This window comes from Streptomyces xiaopingdaonensis, assembly GCF_000262345.1.
Lineage (GTDB): Bacteria > Actinomycetota > Actinomycetes > Streptomycetales > Streptomycetaceae > Streptomyces > Streptomyces xiaopingdaonensis.
The window spans coordinates 1-15,960 of the sequence record NZ_AJTQ01000318.1 but is presented as its reverse complement, the minus strand read 5'-3'; the positions used below and the strand labels follow the sequence as shown (position 1 = coordinate 15,960).

The window sequence follows — 15,960 nt, the reverse complement described above, 5'->3', positions numbered from 1 at the left end:
CGCGGGCGCGTCGCGAAGGCGGCGCCCGCCGCGGCCGCGGCGGGCGGCAGGCACAGGAGCGTCAGCGCTGCGGCGGACGGGAACGGGCGGTCGGCGGCGAGGAGTTCGGCGGCGGAACCGCCGTAGGGGAGCGAGCTGAGGCCGCCGCGCAGATGGAGGTGGAGGAGGAGCGCGAGGCCGCTGCCGAGGAGGCAGGAGACGGCGGTCGAGGAGGCGATGAGCGCGGGGAGCCTGGCGGCCCCGATGCCCGCGGCGGCGAGCCCGGAGCGGGTGCGTCCGCCCTGTTCGGTGCGGGCGACCGCGGCGGCGAGCTGGACGGTGGCGGCGAGCGGCAGGAGGCACCAGAGCAGCCCGACCGCCGCCTCCCCGCGTCTGCTCGGGTGCGCGAGCGCGTGGCTCAACTCGGCGAGGAGCAGGAAGCCGACCCCCGCCGTGGCACAGGCGAGCAGCAGCCTGCGGAGGATGGCCGCGGGGGAGGCGCCGCGGACTAGGCGAAGAGCGAGCACGCCTCGCTGCCCTCCCACTCGGGACCGGCCTGCTCCTCCTCGCCGGGCGTGCGGCCGTCCGCGAGGGTGATGCCGCGGTCGGCGAGGGTGGCGCCGGTCGCGTCGGCGGCGGTGGCCACCGAGACGTCGTGGGTGGCGAGGACCACCGTCAGCTGCTCGGAGCGCGCGGCTGCCGTGAGGGTGCGGAGCACCTGGGCGCGGTCGGTGTCGTGGAGCGGCGCCGTCGGCTCGTCGGCGAAGAGCACCGCGGGGGTGTGGATCAGCGCGCGGACGATGGCGATCCGCTGACGCTGCACCTGGAGCAGCTCGGGCGGCCGCCGGTCGGCGCAGCCGCCGACATCGAGCCGCTCCAGCCACTCGAGGGCCCTGGTCCTGGCGGTGCGGTGGCCGGTGCCGCGGAGGAGCAGGGGGAGGGCAGCGTTCTCCCACGCGGTGAGCTCGGGGACGAGCTGCGGGGTGCTGCCGATCCAGCCGAAGTGGTCGCTGCGCAGCCGCTCGCGCGACGCGGCGGGGAGGAGGTGGGTGGCGATGTCGCCGAACCAGGTCTCGCCCGCCGTGGGCACCAACTGGCCGGCGAGGCAGCCGAGCAGCGTGGTCTTCCCGCTGCCGCGCGACCCCGTGACGACGACGATCTCCCCCTTGGCGACGCTCAGCGAGACGCCCTGGAGCGCGGGGGAGCCGTCGTACGTGTACTGCACTCCGGAGGCCCGGAGCACGTCCTCCGGTGGGGCGTCCGTCTCCTGCGGGGTGTCCATCGGTGGCACCTCCACTCACGTGTGCTGCTGCTCTGCCGGTGGTCCGCCGATCCCTGCGGCCCTCTCCCTCGCCCGGGTGAACGAGAGGCGGAGGCATCGGTCACTGGCACGGTAGGGACCGGAGGGCGGCTGCGGTGCACCATCGGCTCCGGGGCGCGTGCGGTTCCACCGAACGGGGTCGCACGGTGCCCGCGGGCGGGGGCATCCGCGGTGCCCGGCCGGCCTGCTCTGCACGGGAGTTCGGGTATGTCGAAACATCACGCCGGTGGCTAGGGTGGTTCCTCACCCGACCGAGACGAGCAGGAGGGGCGCCACATGACCACCGAGTTGCGGCGGCTGCGGAACTACATCGACGGCGAGTACCGGGACGCCGCCGACGGACGCACCACCCTGGTCGTCGATCCCGCGAAGGGAGAGCCGTACGCGGTGGCACCGCTGTCCGGTCAGGCGGACGTGGACGCAGCGATGGACGCCGCCGGGCGGGCCTTCCCCGGCTGGCGCGACGCGACGCCCGGCACCCGTCAGCTCGCCCTGCTGCGTATCGCGGACGCCCTGGAGGCGCGGGCCGACGAGTTCCTCGCGATCGAATGCGAGAACTGCGGGAAGCCGGTGGAGCTGACGCGGCAGGAGGAGCTGCCGATGATGCTCGACCAGATCCGCTTCTTCGCGGGCGCGGCCCGGGTGCTGGAAGGGAAGGCCGCCGGCGAGTACATGGACGGGCTCACCTCGTTCGTGCGCCGGGAGCCGGTGGGGGTCTGCGCGCAGGTCGCGCCGTGGAACTATCCGGCGATGATGGCGGTGTGGAAGTTCGCTCCCGCGCTCGCGGCAGGGAACGCGGTGGTGCTGAAGCCCTCGGACACGACGCCGGCGTCGGCCGTCTGGCTCGCCGCTCTGATGGGCGAGTTCCTTCCGGCCGGCGTCTTCAACGTGGTCTGCGGCGATCGGGACACCGGCCGCGCCATGGTGGAGCACCCGGTGCCGGCGATGGCGTCGATCACCGGATCGGTGCGGGCGGGCAAGGAGGTCGCGGGGAGCGCGGCCGCCGATCTCAAGCGCGTGCACCTGGAGTTGGGCGGCAAGGCGCCGTGCGTCGTCTTCGACGACGCGGACATCCCGGCCGCCGTCGAGGGCATCAGGGACGGCGGCTTCTTCAACGCGGGCCAGGACTGCACCGCGGCGACGCGCGTCCTCGTGCAGGGCGGCGTGTACGATGAGTTCGTCGCGGCGCTGGCGAAGGCCGCCGCCGAGGTGAAGACGGGGGACCTCGCCGACGAGGACTGCTTCTACGGTCCGCTCAACAACCCCGAGCAGTTGGCGCGCGTCGCCGGATTCGTCGAGCGGCTGCCCGCGCACGCGAAGGTCGTGGCGGGTGGCGAGCGCGTGGGCGAGCGCGGCTTCTTCTTCGCGCCGACGGTCGTCGGCGGGCTGCGGCAGGACGACGAGATCGTGCAGGACGAGGTCTTCGGCCCCGTGATCACCGTGCAGCGCTTCTCCGACGAGGAGCAGGCGGTCGAGTGGGCCAACGGCGTGGAGTACGGCCTGGCGTCGTCGGTCTGGACCTCGGACCACGGCAGGGCGATGCGGATGTCGAAGGCGCTCGACTTCGGCTGCGTCTGGATCAACACGCACATCCCGCTCGTCGCCGAGATGCCGCACGGTGGCTTCAAGAAGTCCGGGTACGGCAAGGACCTTTCGATGTACGGCCTGGAGGACTACACGCGGGTCAAGCACGTCATGACGTCGCTCTGAGCCGCCGCCCGGCCGCCGCCCGTCCCGGGCGGCGGCGACGGGCCGCGTACGCAAGGCAGTCGGCACGGTGCCGTGACACGGCGGCGACGGAGCCAGGGCGGAACCGGTGGCTGTCCACGGCCGGACGTCACTGTTCCCACGCGTCCGCGAACGGAACCCGCATGCTCATTTTCGGATCGTCGAGCAAGCTCGTGCGGCTCGCCATCAACCTCCTCTGCGCGCTGCGGCAACCCGTCCGCGCACGCGGGCCACGAAGTCCTCCGACAGCGCCGGCGAAGTACCTCACGCGGTGCGCCTTCTGCGGCGCCGAGAGCAGAGCGGAGAAGGAGAACGCGGAGCAGCTCCTCGCCCGGACCCGGCAGCCCCAGCGCCCCGAGAACCCGTACGCCGACCGGCAGCCGCCCCCGCAGGCGCCCGACCCCGGCGGCGGTACCCGCAGCCGCCGCAGGGAGGCTGACCCTCAGCCGTGCAGCAGCCGTACGAGTCTCTCGACGCGGTTGGTGGTGAGCGCGTCGACGCCCATCGAGGCGAGGCGTCGCATCGTGCGCGAGCGGTCGACGGTCCACGCGGAGACGAGCAGGCCCGCGCCGTGCGCCCGCTCGATCACCTGCGGAGTCACCAGCCCGAAGCGGTAGTTGAGCCACCGCGGACGCAGCCTCTCGACGAGGGCGGCGTGAACGGGCGCCGTCCGCTGCCAGGTGAGTGCGAGTTCGGCGTCCGGATCGGCCTCCCGGACGGCACGCAGCGCATCGGGCCCGCCGCAGTAGTAGACGCGGCGCTCGGCTCCGGCCGCGCGGACCTCGGCGACGGCGCGTGCCGCGGCTGCCGGCTCCGGGAGGTCGACGAGGGTGCGTACCGAGCGGGTGGCGTCCAGCGCCTCGCCGAGGCGCGGTACGCCTCCGCCGGTGCGTCTGCGCACCTCGTCGGAGGAGACGGCGGCGACCTCGGCCGCGTACCCCCAGAGCCGCTCCAGTGTCGCGTCGTGCAGCACGACGGGCACGCCGTCGGCGGTGCACCGGACGTCCAACTCCACCACGTCGGCGCCGGCGAGGACCGCGGCGGCGAAGGCGGCGAGCGTGTTCTCGCGTGCCGTGCAGGGTGCGCCGCGGTGGGCCACGGCGGCGAGGGTCACGGTGCGGGGTGCCAGGCGTCGAGGTGTGCGCGGATCTCCTCCAGCAGGCGCCGCTTGCCGGGCTCGTCGAGGAACGAGGCCCGCACGGACTCCTCGGCGAGCGCCGCGACCCCGGCTGCGTCGAGACCGCAGAGCGCCGCTGCGATGCCGTATTCGGTGTTGAGGTCGGTGCCGAACATCGGGGGGTCGTCGCTGCCGAGCGCGATCGGGACGCCGGCCGCTGCGAGCTGCGGGAGCGGGTGCGCGGCGAGCGAGGGGACGGCACGCGTCGCGACGTTGGAGGTCGGGCAGACCTCCAACACCACCCCGCGGTCGACGAGTTCGGCGAGGAGGAGAGGGTCGCGCACGGCGGCGATGCCGTGGCCGACGCGCTCCGCTCCGAGCTCGTCGACCGCGGCGCGCACCTCCTCGGGGCCGCCCGTCTCGCCCGCGTGCGGGACGCTGCGCAGCCCGGCGGCGCGCGCCCGGTCGAAGTACGGCTTGAACCGCGCCCGCGGGACACCCGCCTCGGGACCGCCGAGGCCGAAGCCGACGAGGCCGTCGGGCGCGTGCTCCACCGCGGCGCGCAGCGTCTCCTCGGCGGCCTCCTCGCCGGCGGGGCCCGGGATGTCGAAGATCCAGCGCAGCACGACGCCGAACTCCGCCTCCGCCGCCTTCCGCGCGTCCTCGATCGCCTCCAGGAAGGCCCCCAGCGAAATGCCGCGGGAGGTCGAACTCGCCGGCGTCACGGTCAGTTCGGCGTATCTGATCCGCTGCCGTGCCATGTCGCGGGCGATCTCGTAGGTGAGCAGGCGGATGTCCTCGGCGTCGGTGAGGAGTTCGACCACCGAGAGGTAGACGCGCACGAAGTGTCGGAAGTCGGTGAAGGTGAAGTACTCGGCGAGCGCCGCCGGGTCCTCGGGAACCTGGGAGCCGGGGTGGCGCGAGGCGAGCTGCGCGACGATGCGCGGGGAGGCGGAACCGACGTGGTGGACGTGGAGTTCGGCCTTGGGGAGCCCGGCGACGAAGGCCGCGGTCTCCGCGGAGGGCGAGGGCGGACGCGGGTCGGCGGGCAAGGAGCCTCCAGGCGGTACGGCTGGCCGGCGCACGGCCTTCGGCGTGCGGGGGCGCGGGCGGCCCCGGGACATCGTAGGGCCGCCGCGGAAGGCGCCGCCGAGCGGTGTCGGCGGCCCTGCATAGCATGGGGAGACGAGAGTTCAGGAGGGCAACGGACCATGTCGCACGAGCCGGGAGCGCCCGGCCCCCAACAGCCGGGCCCCTGGGCGGCCCCGGGCGCGGGCAAGGGCCCGCCACCGATACCCAGGGCCCCGGAGGCGCCGGGTCCCTCGCCGTACGCAGGCGCGTACGGGCAGGGACCGCAGTATCCTCAGGGGCCCGCGATGGGCCAGTACGCCTACGGGCAGGGCCAGTTCAGGCCGCCCCCGCCGACGGGGCAGGCGGTGGCGGCCATGGTGCTCGGCATCCTCGGCTGCGTGCTGCTGGCGTCGTGCTGGGGCGCCGCGATTGCGCTCATCACGTCCGTCATCGGGCTGGTGCTCGCCGTCAAGGCGAAGCGCGGCATCGCGCGGGGCGAACTCGGGGGGCAGGCGCAGGCGACGGCCGGTTTCGTGCTCAACATCATCGCGCTCGTGCTCTCCGCGCTGATCGCGCTCGCCCTGGTGCTCGTCTTCACGGTCTGGCGGGACGGTCTCGAGGAGGTCGACCCGGCGCCCACCTACGAAGGCCGTGCTGCCGCGGTCGTCCTCAGCGAATGAGGGATGCGTCGGCCGAACTCGTGTAAGGAACGGGGGACTTCGCGCTCTCTCCGGTGACACCTCCCGACGGGGGAGGTCGACGCCTGGGAGTGAGCATGGAAGACGCGGACGGAGAGGCGGCTGCCGTGCGGTGGCTGGCGGCTGCGGCGCCGGACCCTGTGCGGTGCCGCGAGGAGTGGGAGCGGAACCCGCTCGGCGTGACGCTGCTGCCTGCGGGAAGCCGGTGGGACGTGCTCATCGTCGGGGCGGGGCTCGGCCGTGGCGTGCTCGAACGGCTCAGGGAGGCGCCCGCGCCCACGGGCCCGGTCCTCGCCGACTTCGGTGAGGCGCGCGTCGGGTTCTTCGTGCCGCCGGGTGCGGCCGTACCGCGGCGCGGGCCCGTCCGCCGTGCGGGGCAGGGGAGTTGGGTCGTCGTGCCGTACCCGGGGAGGCCGACGGGCGGCGTGCGCTGGCTCGTCCTGCCCGACGGCCGCGGCACCCTCGCCGACCCGGTGCGGCTGCGGCGGGCCGTGCACCGGACGGTCGGGGCAGGGTGAGCGTCAGCTCCCGCCGCGACGCCTCAGCAGCCCGTCCCGGGAGGCGACGGCGACGGCCGCCGTCCGCGAGTCCACTTCCAACTTGGCGTAGATGTGCACCAGATGGGACTTCACGGTGGCCTGGCTGAGGTGGAGGCGGCGGCTGATCTCCAGGTTGGTGAGGCCGTCGGCGACGAGCCCCAGCACCTCGGTCTCCCGGCTGCTGAGCGAGACGCCCGGTGTGCGCATCCGATCGAGGAGGCGGTCGGCGACGGCAGGGGCGAGCGCGGAGCGGCCCGCGGCCGCCGACCGTACCGCCGCGGCGAGTTCCTCGGGCGGCGCGTCCTTGAGCAGGTAGCCGGTGGCGCCCGCCTCGATGGCGGGGAGCGTGTCCGCGTCCGAGCCGTACGTGGTGACGACGAGGACGCGCGGCGCCGCGGGCAGCGCGGTGATCCGCTCCGTCGCCTCCGCGCCCGTCATGCCGGAGCCGAACTGCAGGTCCATCAGCACGACGTCGACGCCGCCCGCCGCGGCGAGCTCCACGGCGCGTTCCGCGGTCTCCGCCTCGCCCGCGATGGTGAAGTCCGGCTCGCCCTCCAGCACGGCGCGCAGCCCGGCGCGGACGACGGGGTGGTCGTCCGCGAGGAGGAGTCGCACGGTCGTGTTCACGGCGTGTTCCCTTCGTCGCCGTACCGGGCTGCCGCAGCCTCCGACGTGCCCGTCGGCACGGGGAGTTGGACGGCGACCGCGGCGCCGCGCCCCTGCGAGGACTCGACGGTCAGTGTGCCGCCGAGCGCCCGCGCGCGGGCACGCATCGCGGCGAGTCCGAAGCCGCCGTGCCCCGGTTCGGGCGGCGGCAGCGCTCCCGGGTCGAAGCCGTGCCCGTCGTCGACGACGTCGAGGGCGACGCGGTCCGGCATGTAGCTGAGGGTGACTTCGGCGGCGGCCGCTTCGGCGTGCGCCACCGCGTTCGCCAGCGACGACTGCGCGATCCGCAGCAGCGCGACCTCGTGGGGGCGGGGCAGCGTCCGCTGCGTCCCGGAGATGTGGAAGCGGACGGGGAGTCCGTGGCGGAGGGAGGTGGTGTCGCAGAGCCGCTCCAGCGCGACGCGGAGCGAGGCCTCCTCGCCCGAGAGGTCGGGCGGCGTGAGTGCGTGGACGAAGCGGCGCGCTTCGGCGAGGTTGTCGACCGCCGCCTTGCGGGCCTGGGCGACGTACCGGCCGGCGGACGCGCCCTCCGGCAGCGCGCGTTCGGCGGCGCGCAGCAGCAGTTGGATGCTCGTGAGGCCCTGCGCAAGGGTGTCGTGGATCTCGCGCGCGAGGCGCTCGCGCTCGGCCATCGCGCCCGCCGTCCGCCCGGCCTCCTCCAACTCGGCGCGCGCCTCGGTCAGTTCCTGGATCAGCCGCCGTCGCTGTTCGCTCTCGCGGTAGAGCGCCTGGTACCCGAGGACCGTCGCAGCGGCGACGGCGGCGCCGATGAGCGGGCCGAGGAACGAGGCGAGCGACGGACCGCCGTGGTGCCAGGCGTACCCGGCGGCGGCAGCGAGCGCCGTCGCGAGGACGGCGCCGAGCGCGGGGCGCGGCGGCAGCAGGTGGAGAAGGAGGAAGTAGAACGGGAACGCCACCCACACGCCGTCCGCCGTGAGCGCCGTGAGCGCGAGCCAGGCGGCGCCGACGCCGCAGAGCCACGCCGCCGTCGCCGGCAGCGACCGCTCGACGGCGGGCAGCACGGGGCCGAGCGCGTACACCGCGGCGACGAGAGCGGCGGCCGCGGCGGTCGCGGCCGGGTGCGCTGCGTCCCCCGTCACGGCGCGGCCGGCGGCGACCGCCAGCAGACCGACGACGAGCAGGTGCAGGCACCACTTGAGGAAGCCGGGCACGGGCGTGCGGGAGAGGGGGTTCACGGTGTCCACAGGATAGGCGGCGCGAGGTGCGGCGGCATCGATCGAAAGGTTGACCCGGTGTGCCGCCCTTCGGCTGCCGAGGAGCGATCCCCGGCGCGATGCCGCGGGGTCGGGGTGCGGCGCACCGTGGGGGCCGTCGTCGAGGACCGGCGGCCGGCGCACGCGCCGCACCGACCATCAGCACGAGAGGCCGCACCCCATGTTCGTCGCGCTCAGGGACCTGAGGTTCGCCAAGGGGCGGTTCGCCCTCATGGGGACCGTCACTGTGCTCATCGCCGCACTCGTCGGCCTGCTGTCGGGGCTCACCTCCGGGCTCGGGCACCAGAACACCTCAGCCGTCACCGGGTTGAGCGCCGACCGCATCGCCTTCGGCGCCACCGGCGAGGACCGCTCGTACACCGACTCGACGGTGAGCGAGGAGCAGTGGCGGCAGTGGGCGCGGACACCGGGTGTGGAGGCGGCCGAGCCGCTCGGCATCGCGGCGACCAAGGCGCGCGCCGACGGCGGCACCGCCTCGGTCTCGGCCTTCGGCGCCGAGCCGGGCGCCGGCATCCTGCCCCGGGGGAGCGCGCTCGCCGACTCGGAAGTCGCGCTCTCCGAAGCGGCGGCCGAGGAGCTCGGCGCCGGGACAGGGGAGCGTGTGACGCTCGGCGGCGGCGAGTTCACCGTCACCGCCGTGACGGGGGACGACTGGTTCAGCCACACCCCCGTCGTGTGGACGACCCTCGACGACTGGCAGGGCCTCGCGCAGGGGGCCGGCGAAGGACCGCACGCCACCGTCGTCGCGCTCACGACCGACGGCGCGGACACCGCGGCCGCCGACGGGCGGATCGGCACGGACACCGTCGAGCGCGGCGACTCGCTCTCCGCCATCGGCGCCTACACGTCGGAGAACGGGTCGCTGCAGCTGATGCGCGGCTTCCTCTTCGCTATCTCGGCGCTGGTCATCGGCGCGTTCTTCACCGTCTGGACGATCCAGCGCAGCGCCGACGTCGCCGTGCTCAAGGCGCTCGGTGCCTCCACCCGGTACCTCCTCCGGGACGCGTTGGGGCAGGCGCTCGTGCTGCTCGTCGCCGGAACGGCCGTCGGTACGGGCATCGCGGCGGCCGTGGGCGCCGCCGTCGCGGGGACGGTGCCGTTCGTGCTGACGGCCGGGTCCGTGCTGGCGCCGTCCGGTGTCCTCGTCGTCCTCGGGGCGCTCGGCGCCGTGCTCGCCGTCCGCCGCATCACCTCAGTAGACCCGCTGATCGCACTCGGGAGCGCACGATGAACGCCGCAACCAACCCGATCCCCCTCCGGTTGACCGATGTCACGCTCACCTATCCCGACGGGCGGGGCCGGCTCACCGCGCTCGACCGCGTGAACCTCCGGGCCGAGGCGGGGAGCGTCACCGCCGTCGTCGGTCCTTCGGGCTCGGGGAAGTCGAGCCTCCTCGCGGTCGCCGCGACGCTGGTCACGCCGGACTCGGGGAGCGTCGAGGTCGCAGGCGAGGAGGCATCGGGGCGCGGTGCCGCCGCGCTGACCCGGCTGCGGGGCTCCCGGGTCGGCATCGTCTTCCAGCAGCCGCACCTGCTCGCCTCGCTCACTGCCCGGGAGCAACTCCAGGTCATGGCCGACCTGGAGGGGCGGAGCCCGAGGTCTGCGAAGGAGCGCGCGGAGGAGCTCCTCGCCGCCGTGGGGCTCGAGGGCGAGGCGCACCGTCGCCCGCACCAGCTCTCCGGCGGGCAGCGGCAGCGCGTCAACATCGCGCGCGCCCTGATGAACGAGCCGGACCTGCTCCTCGTCGACGAGCCCACGAGCGCCCTCGACCGGGAGCGCGGGGCTGCCGTCGTCGAGCTGCTCACCGACCTCACCCACCGGCGGGCGATCGCGACGCTGCTCGTCACCCACGATCGGGAGCAACTCGCCGCCGTCGACCGGGTCGTGGAGGTCCACGACGGGCGGCTGCGCTCGCCGCAGCCGTCAGGACGACGGCAAGGCACCAGCTAGCGGCGACGTCGAGCGGCCAGTGGTAACCGCGCACGACGAGCCCGAGCCCGTTGGCGGCGGTGAGGGCGGCGGCTGCCGCCCACAGGCTCCATGCGGCGGGCCGTGCCGCCCGTGCTCCGCCGGGTCCCGCGTGCTCCGCGAGGAGCAGCGCGGCGCAGCCGAAGGCGACGGCGGCGGTCGCGGCGTGCCCCGAGGGAAAGTAGCCCTCGCCGCCGAGCGGCCCGCAGCGGCCGGTCCACGCCTTGAGCCCGCTCACCACGACCGGCACGCACACCAGCGCCGGCACGGTGCAGCACACCGGCCACCAGCAGCTCCGCGCGCGCACCAGCACCCAGCCGGCCGCCACCGCGAAGACGGGAAGCGCGACCGCCATGTTGCCCAGGTCGGCGAGGAGTTGGTAGAGGCCGCGCGCCGCGGCGTCGGCGGTGCGGAGCTCGGCGGCGAGGTCCCGGTCGGGGCCGAGGAGCGGACCGTCGGCGAGGACCTGCCGGCAGGCGACGGCGAGGAGCAGCAGGGCGGCGGCCGGTGCCGCGGTTCGGAGCAGTGAGACGAAAGGCCGCTCCGGGCTGTGGGGGAGTCTCCCGGAGCGGCCTCGACCGGTCTCCCGCGGGCCCAGGGGGGTGTAGGACAAGCGGTCTTCCGATCGGTGAGCGGTGTGCGCGAGGGCACGGCCGGGCCGGCTGAAAGTGCGGTTGCCGACTCGACGGGCCCCTGTGATTACCGCGACCGGGGCCCTGCGTTGGCAGAAACCGTACGTCAGGAGGCCGCGCCCCGGTAGGCCGCTTACTCACCGGCCATGGGCCTCGCACACGTTCTTCACGTGGCGGTCGCCGCAGGCAGGACGGTCCCCGGGGGCGCCGGGGACCGTCCGCTCGCCGTCAGAGTGCGGCGAGTGCGTCCTCCAGGACGCCGATCCCCTCGACGAGCAGGTCCTCGCCGATCACCAGCGGCGGGAGGAAACGCGCCACGTTGCCGTAGGTGCCCGTGGTGAGGAGGAGCAGGCCGTTCTGGTGGCAGGTGGTGGCGAGCTTCGCCGTCGCCTCCGGGTTCGGCTCCTTGCCGCCCGGCTTGACCAGCTCGATGGCGAGCATCGCGCCCCTGCCGCGTACGTCGCCGACGACGTCGTACTGCTCGGCGAGCTTCTCCAGCCGCGGCTTCATGACCTCCTCGATCCGGCGGGCCTTCGCGGGGAGGTCCTGCTCGCGCATCGTCTCGATGGCGCCGAGCGCGGCGGCGCAGGCGACCGGGTTGCCGCCGTAGGTGCCGCCGAGTCCGCCCGAGTGCGCGGAGTCCATGATCTCGGCGCGGCCGGTGACGGCGGAGAGGGGCAGGCCGCCGGCGATGCCCTTCGCCGTGGTGATGAGGTCGGGGACGAGCCCCTCGTCCTCGCAGGCGAACCACTGGCCGGTGCGGCAGAAGCCGCTCTGGATCTCGTCGGCGACGAAGACGATGCCGTGCTCCGCTGCGAACTCGGCGAGCCGCGGGAGGAATCCCTTCGCCGGTTCGATGAACCCGCCCTCGCCGAGCACCGGTTCGACGAGTACGGCTGCGACGTTCTCCGGGCCGATCTGCTTGGTGATCTGGTCGATGGCCTGCGCCGCCGCCTCCTCGGCGCAGTTCTCGGGGCCGGTGAGCCACCGGTACGGGTAGGCGACGGGGACGCGGTAGACCTCGGGGGCGAAGGGGCCGAAGCCCTGCTTGTACGGCATGTTCTTCGAGGTGAGCGCCATGGTGAGGTTGGTGCGGCCGTGGTAGGCGTGGTCGAGGACGACGACCGCCTGCCGGCCCGTGTGGAGCCGGGCGATCTTGACGGCGTTCTCCACCGCCTCCGCACCGGAGTTGAAGAGGGCGCTCTTCTTCGCGTGGTCGCCGGGGGTGAGCCGTGCGAGCTCCTCGCAGACCTCGACGTACGGCTCGTAGGGGGTCACCATCGCGCAGGTGTGCGTGAAGTCGGCGAGTTGCCGGCTCGCGCGGCGGACGACGGCCTCGGCGCTGTTGCCCACCGTCGTCACGGCGATGCCGGAGCCGAAGTCGATGAAGGAGTTGCCGTCGACGTCCTCCAGCACGCCGCCGCCGGCGCGGCGGGCGAAGACCGGCATCACGGCGCCGACGCCGTCCGCGACCGTCGCCTGCTTGCGTGCCGTCAACTCCTGGGAGAGCGGCCCGGGAACGGCGGTGACGAGCCTGCGCTCCTGCGGAAGTTCCGGACCTCCGGACAGTTCGGTCATCGTGCTCATTGCGCTCTCCTCAGGAGAAAGGGATCGGTCGGCCTCTCCGCAGGCTAGGGCCGCGGGCCCGGGCGAGACATGCACCGGCCCGGTGAAGTCTCGGCGGCGTGTTGGCCGCAGCGGATATAGGTTGTCCACAGGCGGCCCAACTGACGTGCGCGCCCACTAGATTGGTGGGGTACGCACGAGGGGGAGACCCCAGCAACGGTCGGAGGCAGTCGAGATGGAGATGGGGGCGTCTCCCCGACGGAGCGACGGGGCGGAGGCCGAGCGGCGTCCGGCCGGGCCGCCGCTCGACAAGTCGATCCCGCCGCAGCCCGGCTCGCCGCCGGGCGTCGAGCATTACCCGCCGGCGGCGCCCCCGATGCCTGCCGGCGCCCCGGCCCGAAGGCCGCCGCTCGCCGACTGGTTGAGGGCGCCGCGGCCCGAGGCCGAGCCCGGCATCTGGCGCCGCAACCACCAGCCGAGGGAGGCCGACGACCCCGAGCGCATCCCGGCGCGCCAGCTCGTCAGTGGCGCCGTCGTCACCTTCCTCGTCGGCTGGCTGCTGTGGTCGCTGCTGTACAACGGCTACCTGGGCAGCTTCTGGCTGTGGCCGCTCCTCGCCCTCACACCGGAGTCCTGGCGCACGGGGGACGACGGCAAGGTGGCGTTCGAGCTCGCCTCCTACCTCTACTTCGCGCTCGTCCTCGGCGGACTCGTCGTCGTCTTCGGGAAGTTGGGCAAGTGGGCCGAGCTGCTCCGGCGCGTCCGGGCGCGGCTCACCCGGACCTCCCCGCGCAACCGTCCGCCGCTCCCCGAGGTCCCGCCCGTCCCCCCGCCCGAGGTCGACCCGGCGCGCTGGCCCGAACTCCGCGCGGGCGGTGCCCCGCAGGCGGCCGAGCGGCTCGCCGAGGCGATCGAGGCCGACGCCATGAGCGACGTCGACCACGCCCGGATCACCCGCGCCTGGCACTCGGTCAGGGTCCGCCCGGAGCGGATGGGCGCCTTCCGCGACAGCGTGCTCAAGCTCGGCCCCGGCGCCTGCCCGCACCCCTCGGGCGCCCGCGACCTCGCAGCCCGCGTCGCCCGCCACGACCTCTCGCTCCGCCAGGTGCGCATCGGCACCGCACCCGACTCCGAGCGCAACCCCCACGCGTACCGCGGCGCCGGCATGGCCCTCGAACCGACGGTCCTCGGCACCTCGGCGCTCGTCGTCGGGCCGCCCGGGTCCGGCAAGACCCACCGGGTCGCGCGCCCGGTCACCGAGTCCCTCTGCCTCCAGGCGCTGGCGATGCAGTCGGCGGTCGTCGCCGTGGGCGCGGCGGGCGAACGCCTCGCTCCCGACGAGGCGTTCGACGTCGTCGTACGCCTCGGCAGCCCCGAGTCCCGCTACGACCTCGACCTCTACGGCGGCAGCTCCGACCCCGACGAGGCCGCCGCCGTCCTCGCCGAAGCGCTCGTCGGAGACCTCGCGGCGCAGGCGCACGGCGGCGACAGCCGGCGCGCTGCGACCTGCCTCGCGCAGCTCCTCGGCCCGTTCGCCGCCGTCCACGGGCGCTACCCGACCGTCGCCGAGCTCCGCGAACTCCTCGACGGCTCCCGCACGGCGCTCGACGCGCTCAGGGCCGCGCTCACCGAGGCCGACAAGCAGACCCTCCTCCGCGAACTCGACGCATACGAACGGCAGTCGGGCCGCTCGGGCGACACCGCCTCCTTCCTCGCCGACCGCGTCGCCCTCCTCGACCGCCCCGCCTTCGCAGGCTTCTTCCACCCCGAGGGGGCAAGGCCGCCCGCCGATGCCCCCGAACGCCGTCCCTTCACGCTGCGCGCCCTCGAACACCCCGTCCGCGTCCGCATCGACCTCCCCGAGCGGGGCCACGCCGAGGCGTCGAGGCTCCTCGCGCGGCTCGTCCTGGCACAGTTCGCCGAAGCGGTGGCGGCACGGACCGACGAATCCCTCTTCGCCTGCCTCGTCCTCGACGACGCTGCGCAGACGGTCACCCCGCAGTCCCTCCGCGCCCTCCAGCGCCTCCGCTCGGCCCACGCGGGCGCCGTCCTCACCCTCCGCTCGCTCGACGACGTCCCCGAGCACCTGCGCGGCCCGCTTCTGGGCGCCGTCGGATGCCGCATCGCCTGCGCCGGCGTGAGCCCCTGGGACGCGGAGCGGTTCGCCGAGGCGTGGGGCAAGGAGTGGGTGCAGACACGTACGGTCACCAACCGCCAACTCGTCTCCGACGAACCGTTCACCCGTCTCATGCACTCGCTCAGGAAGCTGGTGACAGGCCGCTACGTCAGCGCCGAGTCGGTGACGGTCCGCACGGAGCAGCGCGAGCGCTGGTCCGCCTCCGAGCTCGCCAACGAGCTCCAGCCCGAGCACGCCGTCGTCTCCCTCACCACGGTCCGCGGCGCTCGGACACCACCCGTTCTGACCAGGCTCGGAGAGTGAGCTCGGAGACACCGGGGGCGCTCGCGCCCGCCTGTACCGTGAAGGGCGTTATGCCACCGACTCTTGCCACGCTGGTCCAGCACTCCTCCCTGCGGCTCTCCGTGGCCGCGGGGCACGAGCACCTGGACACCCCCGTCCGCTGGGCGCACGCCAGCGAACTCGCCGACCCCACCCCGTACCTCGACGGCGGCGAGTTGCTCATGGTGACGGCGCTGAAGCTGCCGGCTGAGGACCCGGGGGAGATGCGCGCCTACGTGGGCCGCCTCGCGGGCGCAGGCGTCGTCGGGATCGCCTTCGCCGCAGGGGTCAACTACGAGAAGATCCCGGACGCCCTCGTCGACGCCTGCCGCGAGGGCGGGATGCCGCTGCTCGAAGTGCCGCGCCGTACCCCTTTCATCGCCCTGAGCAAGGCCGTCTCGGCTGCGATCGCTGCCGAGCAGTACCGTTCGGTCACCGCCGGGTTCGAGGCGCAGCGCGAGATGACACGGGCGGCGCTCTCGCCCGAGGGCCCCGCCGCACTCCTCGCCCGCCTCGCCTCGCAGGTCGACGGCTGGGCCGCGCTCTACGACGTCTCGGGAGCCGTCGTCGCGACGGCACCGGCCTGGGCGGTGCGCCGCGCCTCCCGCTACGTCGGCGACGCCGAGCGCCTCCGGGACCGCCCGGCGCCGGCGAGCGCCGTGGTGGGCGAGGCCGCAGGAGGGCGGGACCGCGTCGAGCTCCAGTCGGTCGGCGGTGGCCGCCGGGCCCGCGCCGTCCTCGCCGTCGGCACCGGCGAGCCGCTCGGCACGGCGGAGCGGTACGCGGTGCACTCGGCGATAGCACTGCTGACCCTCACCATGGAGCGCTCCCGCGCGCTCCAGGAGGCCGAACAGCGCCTCGGCGCCGCGGTGTTGCGGATGCTGCTCGTCGGCGAGGGCGACCACGCGCGCGCCGTCGCGGGCCAGCTCTACGGCGATCTCCTCGACGCCCCGATGCGCGTCGTCGTCGCCGAACCGGCGTC

General features: G+C 74.5%; 14 protein-coding genes and 1 pseudogene. 7 read left to right on the top strand and 8 right to left on the bottom strand.

The features are described 5' to 3' along the window. Positions 1–506: pseudogene (locus UWG_RS0124595) on the bottom strand (hypothetical protein); the annotation flags it as partial. Next, positions 488–1,261, bottom strand: coding sequence for an ABC transporter ATP-binding protein (locus UWG_RS0124590; RefSeq protein WP_016909855.1), 774 nt, complete (start codon positions 1,259–1,261; stop codon positions 488–490). The pseudogene UWG_RS0124595 and the gene UWG_RS0124590, both read right to left, overlap by 19 nt. A 315-nt stretch (positions 1,262–1,576) precedes the next feature. Here UWG_RS0124590 and UWG_RS0124585 point away from each other — a divergent pair, with 315 nt between their 5' ends. Further along, positions 1,577–3,010: a gamma-aminobutyraldehyde dehydrogenase gene (locus tag UWG_RS0124585; RefSeq protein ID WP_016909854.1), complete on the top strand. Its 1,434-nt coding sequence runs from the start codon at positions 1,577–1,579 to the stop codon at positions 3,008–3,010. 460 nt (positions 3,011–3,470) lie between these two features. Here the strand turns inward: UWG_RS0124585 and UWG_RS0124580 are convergent, their stop codons facing one another. Together UWG_RS0124580 and UWG_RS0124575 are read right to left on the bottom strand one after the other, a co-directional pair. Next, positions 3,471–4,142, bottom strand: coding sequence for a glycerophosphodiester phosphodiesterase (locus UWG_RS0124580; RefSeq protein ID WP_016909853.1), 672 nt, complete (start codon positions 4,140–4,142; stop codon positions 3,471–3,473). Further along, positions 4,139–5,269, bottom strand: coding sequence for an adenosine deaminase (locus tag UWG_RS0124575; RefSeq protein WP_420235644.1), 1,131 nt, complete (start codon positions 5,267–5,269; stop codon positions 4,139–4,141). The genes UWG_RS0124580 and UWG_RS0124575 overlap by 4 nt, the downstream gene beginning before the upstream one ends. Positions 5,270–5,356: 87 nt before the next feature. Here UWG_RS0124575 and UWG_RS0124570 point away from each other — a divergent pair, with 87 nt between their 5' ends. Both UWG_RS0124570 and UWG_RS0124565 read left to right on the top strand, forming a co-directional pair. Then, entirely contained in the window at positions 5,357–5,896 is a 540-nt protein-coding gene (locus UWG_RS0124570; RefSeq protein WP_237720278.1) for a DUF4190 domain-containing protein, read from the top strand. A gap of 95 nt (positions 5,897–5,991) precedes the next feature. Beyond that, positions 5,992–6,432, top strand: coding sequence for a hypothetical protein (locus tag UWG_RS0124565; protein WP_016909850.1), 441 nt, complete (start codon positions 5,992–5,994; stop codon positions 6,430–6,432). A 3-nt stretch (positions 6,433–6,435) separates the two neighbouring features. Here UWG_RS0124565 and UWG_RS0124560 read toward each other — a convergent pair whose 3' ends face one another. After that, entirely contained in the window at positions 6,436–7,080 is a 645-nt protein-coding gene (locus tag UWG_RS0124560) for a response regulator (RefSeq protein WP_016909849.1), read from the bottom strand. Further along, on the bottom strand, positions 7,077–8,324 hold the full coding sequence (locus UWG_RS0124555; RefSeq protein WP_016909848.1) for a sensor histidine kinase: 1,248 nt from the start codon (positions 8,322–8,324) through the stop codon (positions 7,077–7,079). The genes UWG_RS0124560 and UWG_RS0124555 overlap by 4 nt, the downstream gene beginning before the upstream one ends. Positions 8,325–8,514: 190 nt before the next feature. Here UWG_RS0124555 and UWG_RS0124550 point away from each other — a divergent pair, with 190 nt between their 5' ends. Then, positions 8,515–9,585, top strand: a complete 1,071-nt coding sequence (locus UWG_RS0124550) for an ABC transporter permease (protein ID WP_016909847.1) — start codon at positions 8,515–8,517, stop codon at positions 9,583–9,585. Then, positions 9,582–10,304, top strand: a complete 723-nt coding sequence (locus UWG_RS0124545) for an ABC transporter ATP-binding protein (RefSeq protein WP_016909846.1) — start codon at positions 9,582–9,584, stop codon at positions 10,302–10,304. Before UWG_RS0124550 ends, UWG_RS0124545 begins: the two co-directional genes overlap by 4 nt. On the opposite strand, the gene UWG_RS0124540 is transcribed toward UWG_RS0124545, so the two are convergent. Continuing rightward, the gene (locus UWG_RS0124540) at positions 10,198–10,935 is read right to left on the bottom strand and encodes a phosphatase PAP2 family protein (protein ID WP_029391740.1); all 738 of its coding nucleotides are present in this window, start codon (positions 10,933–10,935) and stop codon (positions 10,198–10,200) included. The two genes, UWG_RS0124545 and UWG_RS0124540, sit on opposite strands and share 107 nt — an antisense overlap. Before the next feature lie 247 nt (positions 10,936–11,182). Then, the gene (gabT, locus tag UWG_RS0124535; RefSeq protein WP_016909843.1) at positions 11,183–12,541 is read right to left on the bottom strand and encodes a 4-aminobutyrate--2-oxoglutarate transaminase; all 1,359 of its coding nucleotides are present in this window, start codon (positions 12,539–12,541) and stop codon (positions 11,183–11,185) included. Positions 12,542–12,755: 214 nt separating this feature from the next. Between gabT and UWG_RS0124530 the strand changes: the two genes are divergently transcribed. Then, positions 12,756–14,960, top strand: coding sequence for a type IV secretory system conjugative DNA transfer family protein (locus UWG_RS0124530; RefSeq protein WP_016909842.1), 2,205 nt, complete (start codon positions 12,756–12,758; stop codon positions 14,958–14,960). 50 nt (positions 14,961–15,010) lie between these two features. Beyond that, positions 15,011–15,960 (top strand): PucR family transcriptional regulator ligand-binding domain-containing protein (locus UWG_RS0124525; protein WP_016909841.1); only part of this gene is annotated, 950 nt, incomplete at its 3' end.

Excerpts from the sequence above, each read along its gene's own strand:
- UWG_RS0124590 (WP_016909855.1), bottom strand. The coding sequence starts at position 1,261 with ATGGACACCCCGCAGGAGACGGACGCCCCACCGGAGGACGTGCTCCGG.
- UWG_RS0124585 (WP_016909854.1), top strand. The coding sequence starts at position 1,577 with ATGACCACCGAGTTGCGGCGGCTGCGGAACTACATCGACGGCGAGTAC.
- UWG_RS0124575 (WP_420235644.1), bottom strand. The coding sequence starts at position 5,269 with ATGTCCCGGGGCCGCCCGCGCCCCCGCACGCCGAAGGCCGTGCGCCGG.
- UWG_RS0124570 (WP_237720278.1), top strand. The coding sequence starts at position 5,357 with ATGTCGCACGAGCCGGGAGCGCCCGGCCCCCAACAGCCGGGCCCCTGG.
- UWG_RS0124565 (WP_016909850.1), top strand. The coding sequence starts at position 5,992 with ATGGAAGACGCGGACGGAGAGGCGGCTGCCGTGCGGTGGCTGGCGGCT.
- UWG_RS0124550 (WP_016909847.1), top strand. The coding sequence starts at position 8,515 with ATGTTCGTCGCGCTCAGGGACCTGAGGTTCGCCAAGGGGCGGTTCGCC.
- UWG_RS0124545 (WP_016909846.1), top strand. The coding sequence starts at position 9,582 with ATGAACGCCGCAACCAACCCGATCCCCCTCCGGTTGACCGATGTCACG.
- gabT (WP_016909843.1), bottom strand. The coding sequence starts at position 12,541 with ATGAGCACGATGACCGAACTGTCCGGAGGTCCGGAACTTCCGCAGGAG.
- UWG_RS0124530 (WP_016909842.1), top strand. The coding sequence starts at position 12,756 with ATGGAGATGGGGGCGTCTCCCCGACGGAGCGACGGGGCGGAGGCCGAG.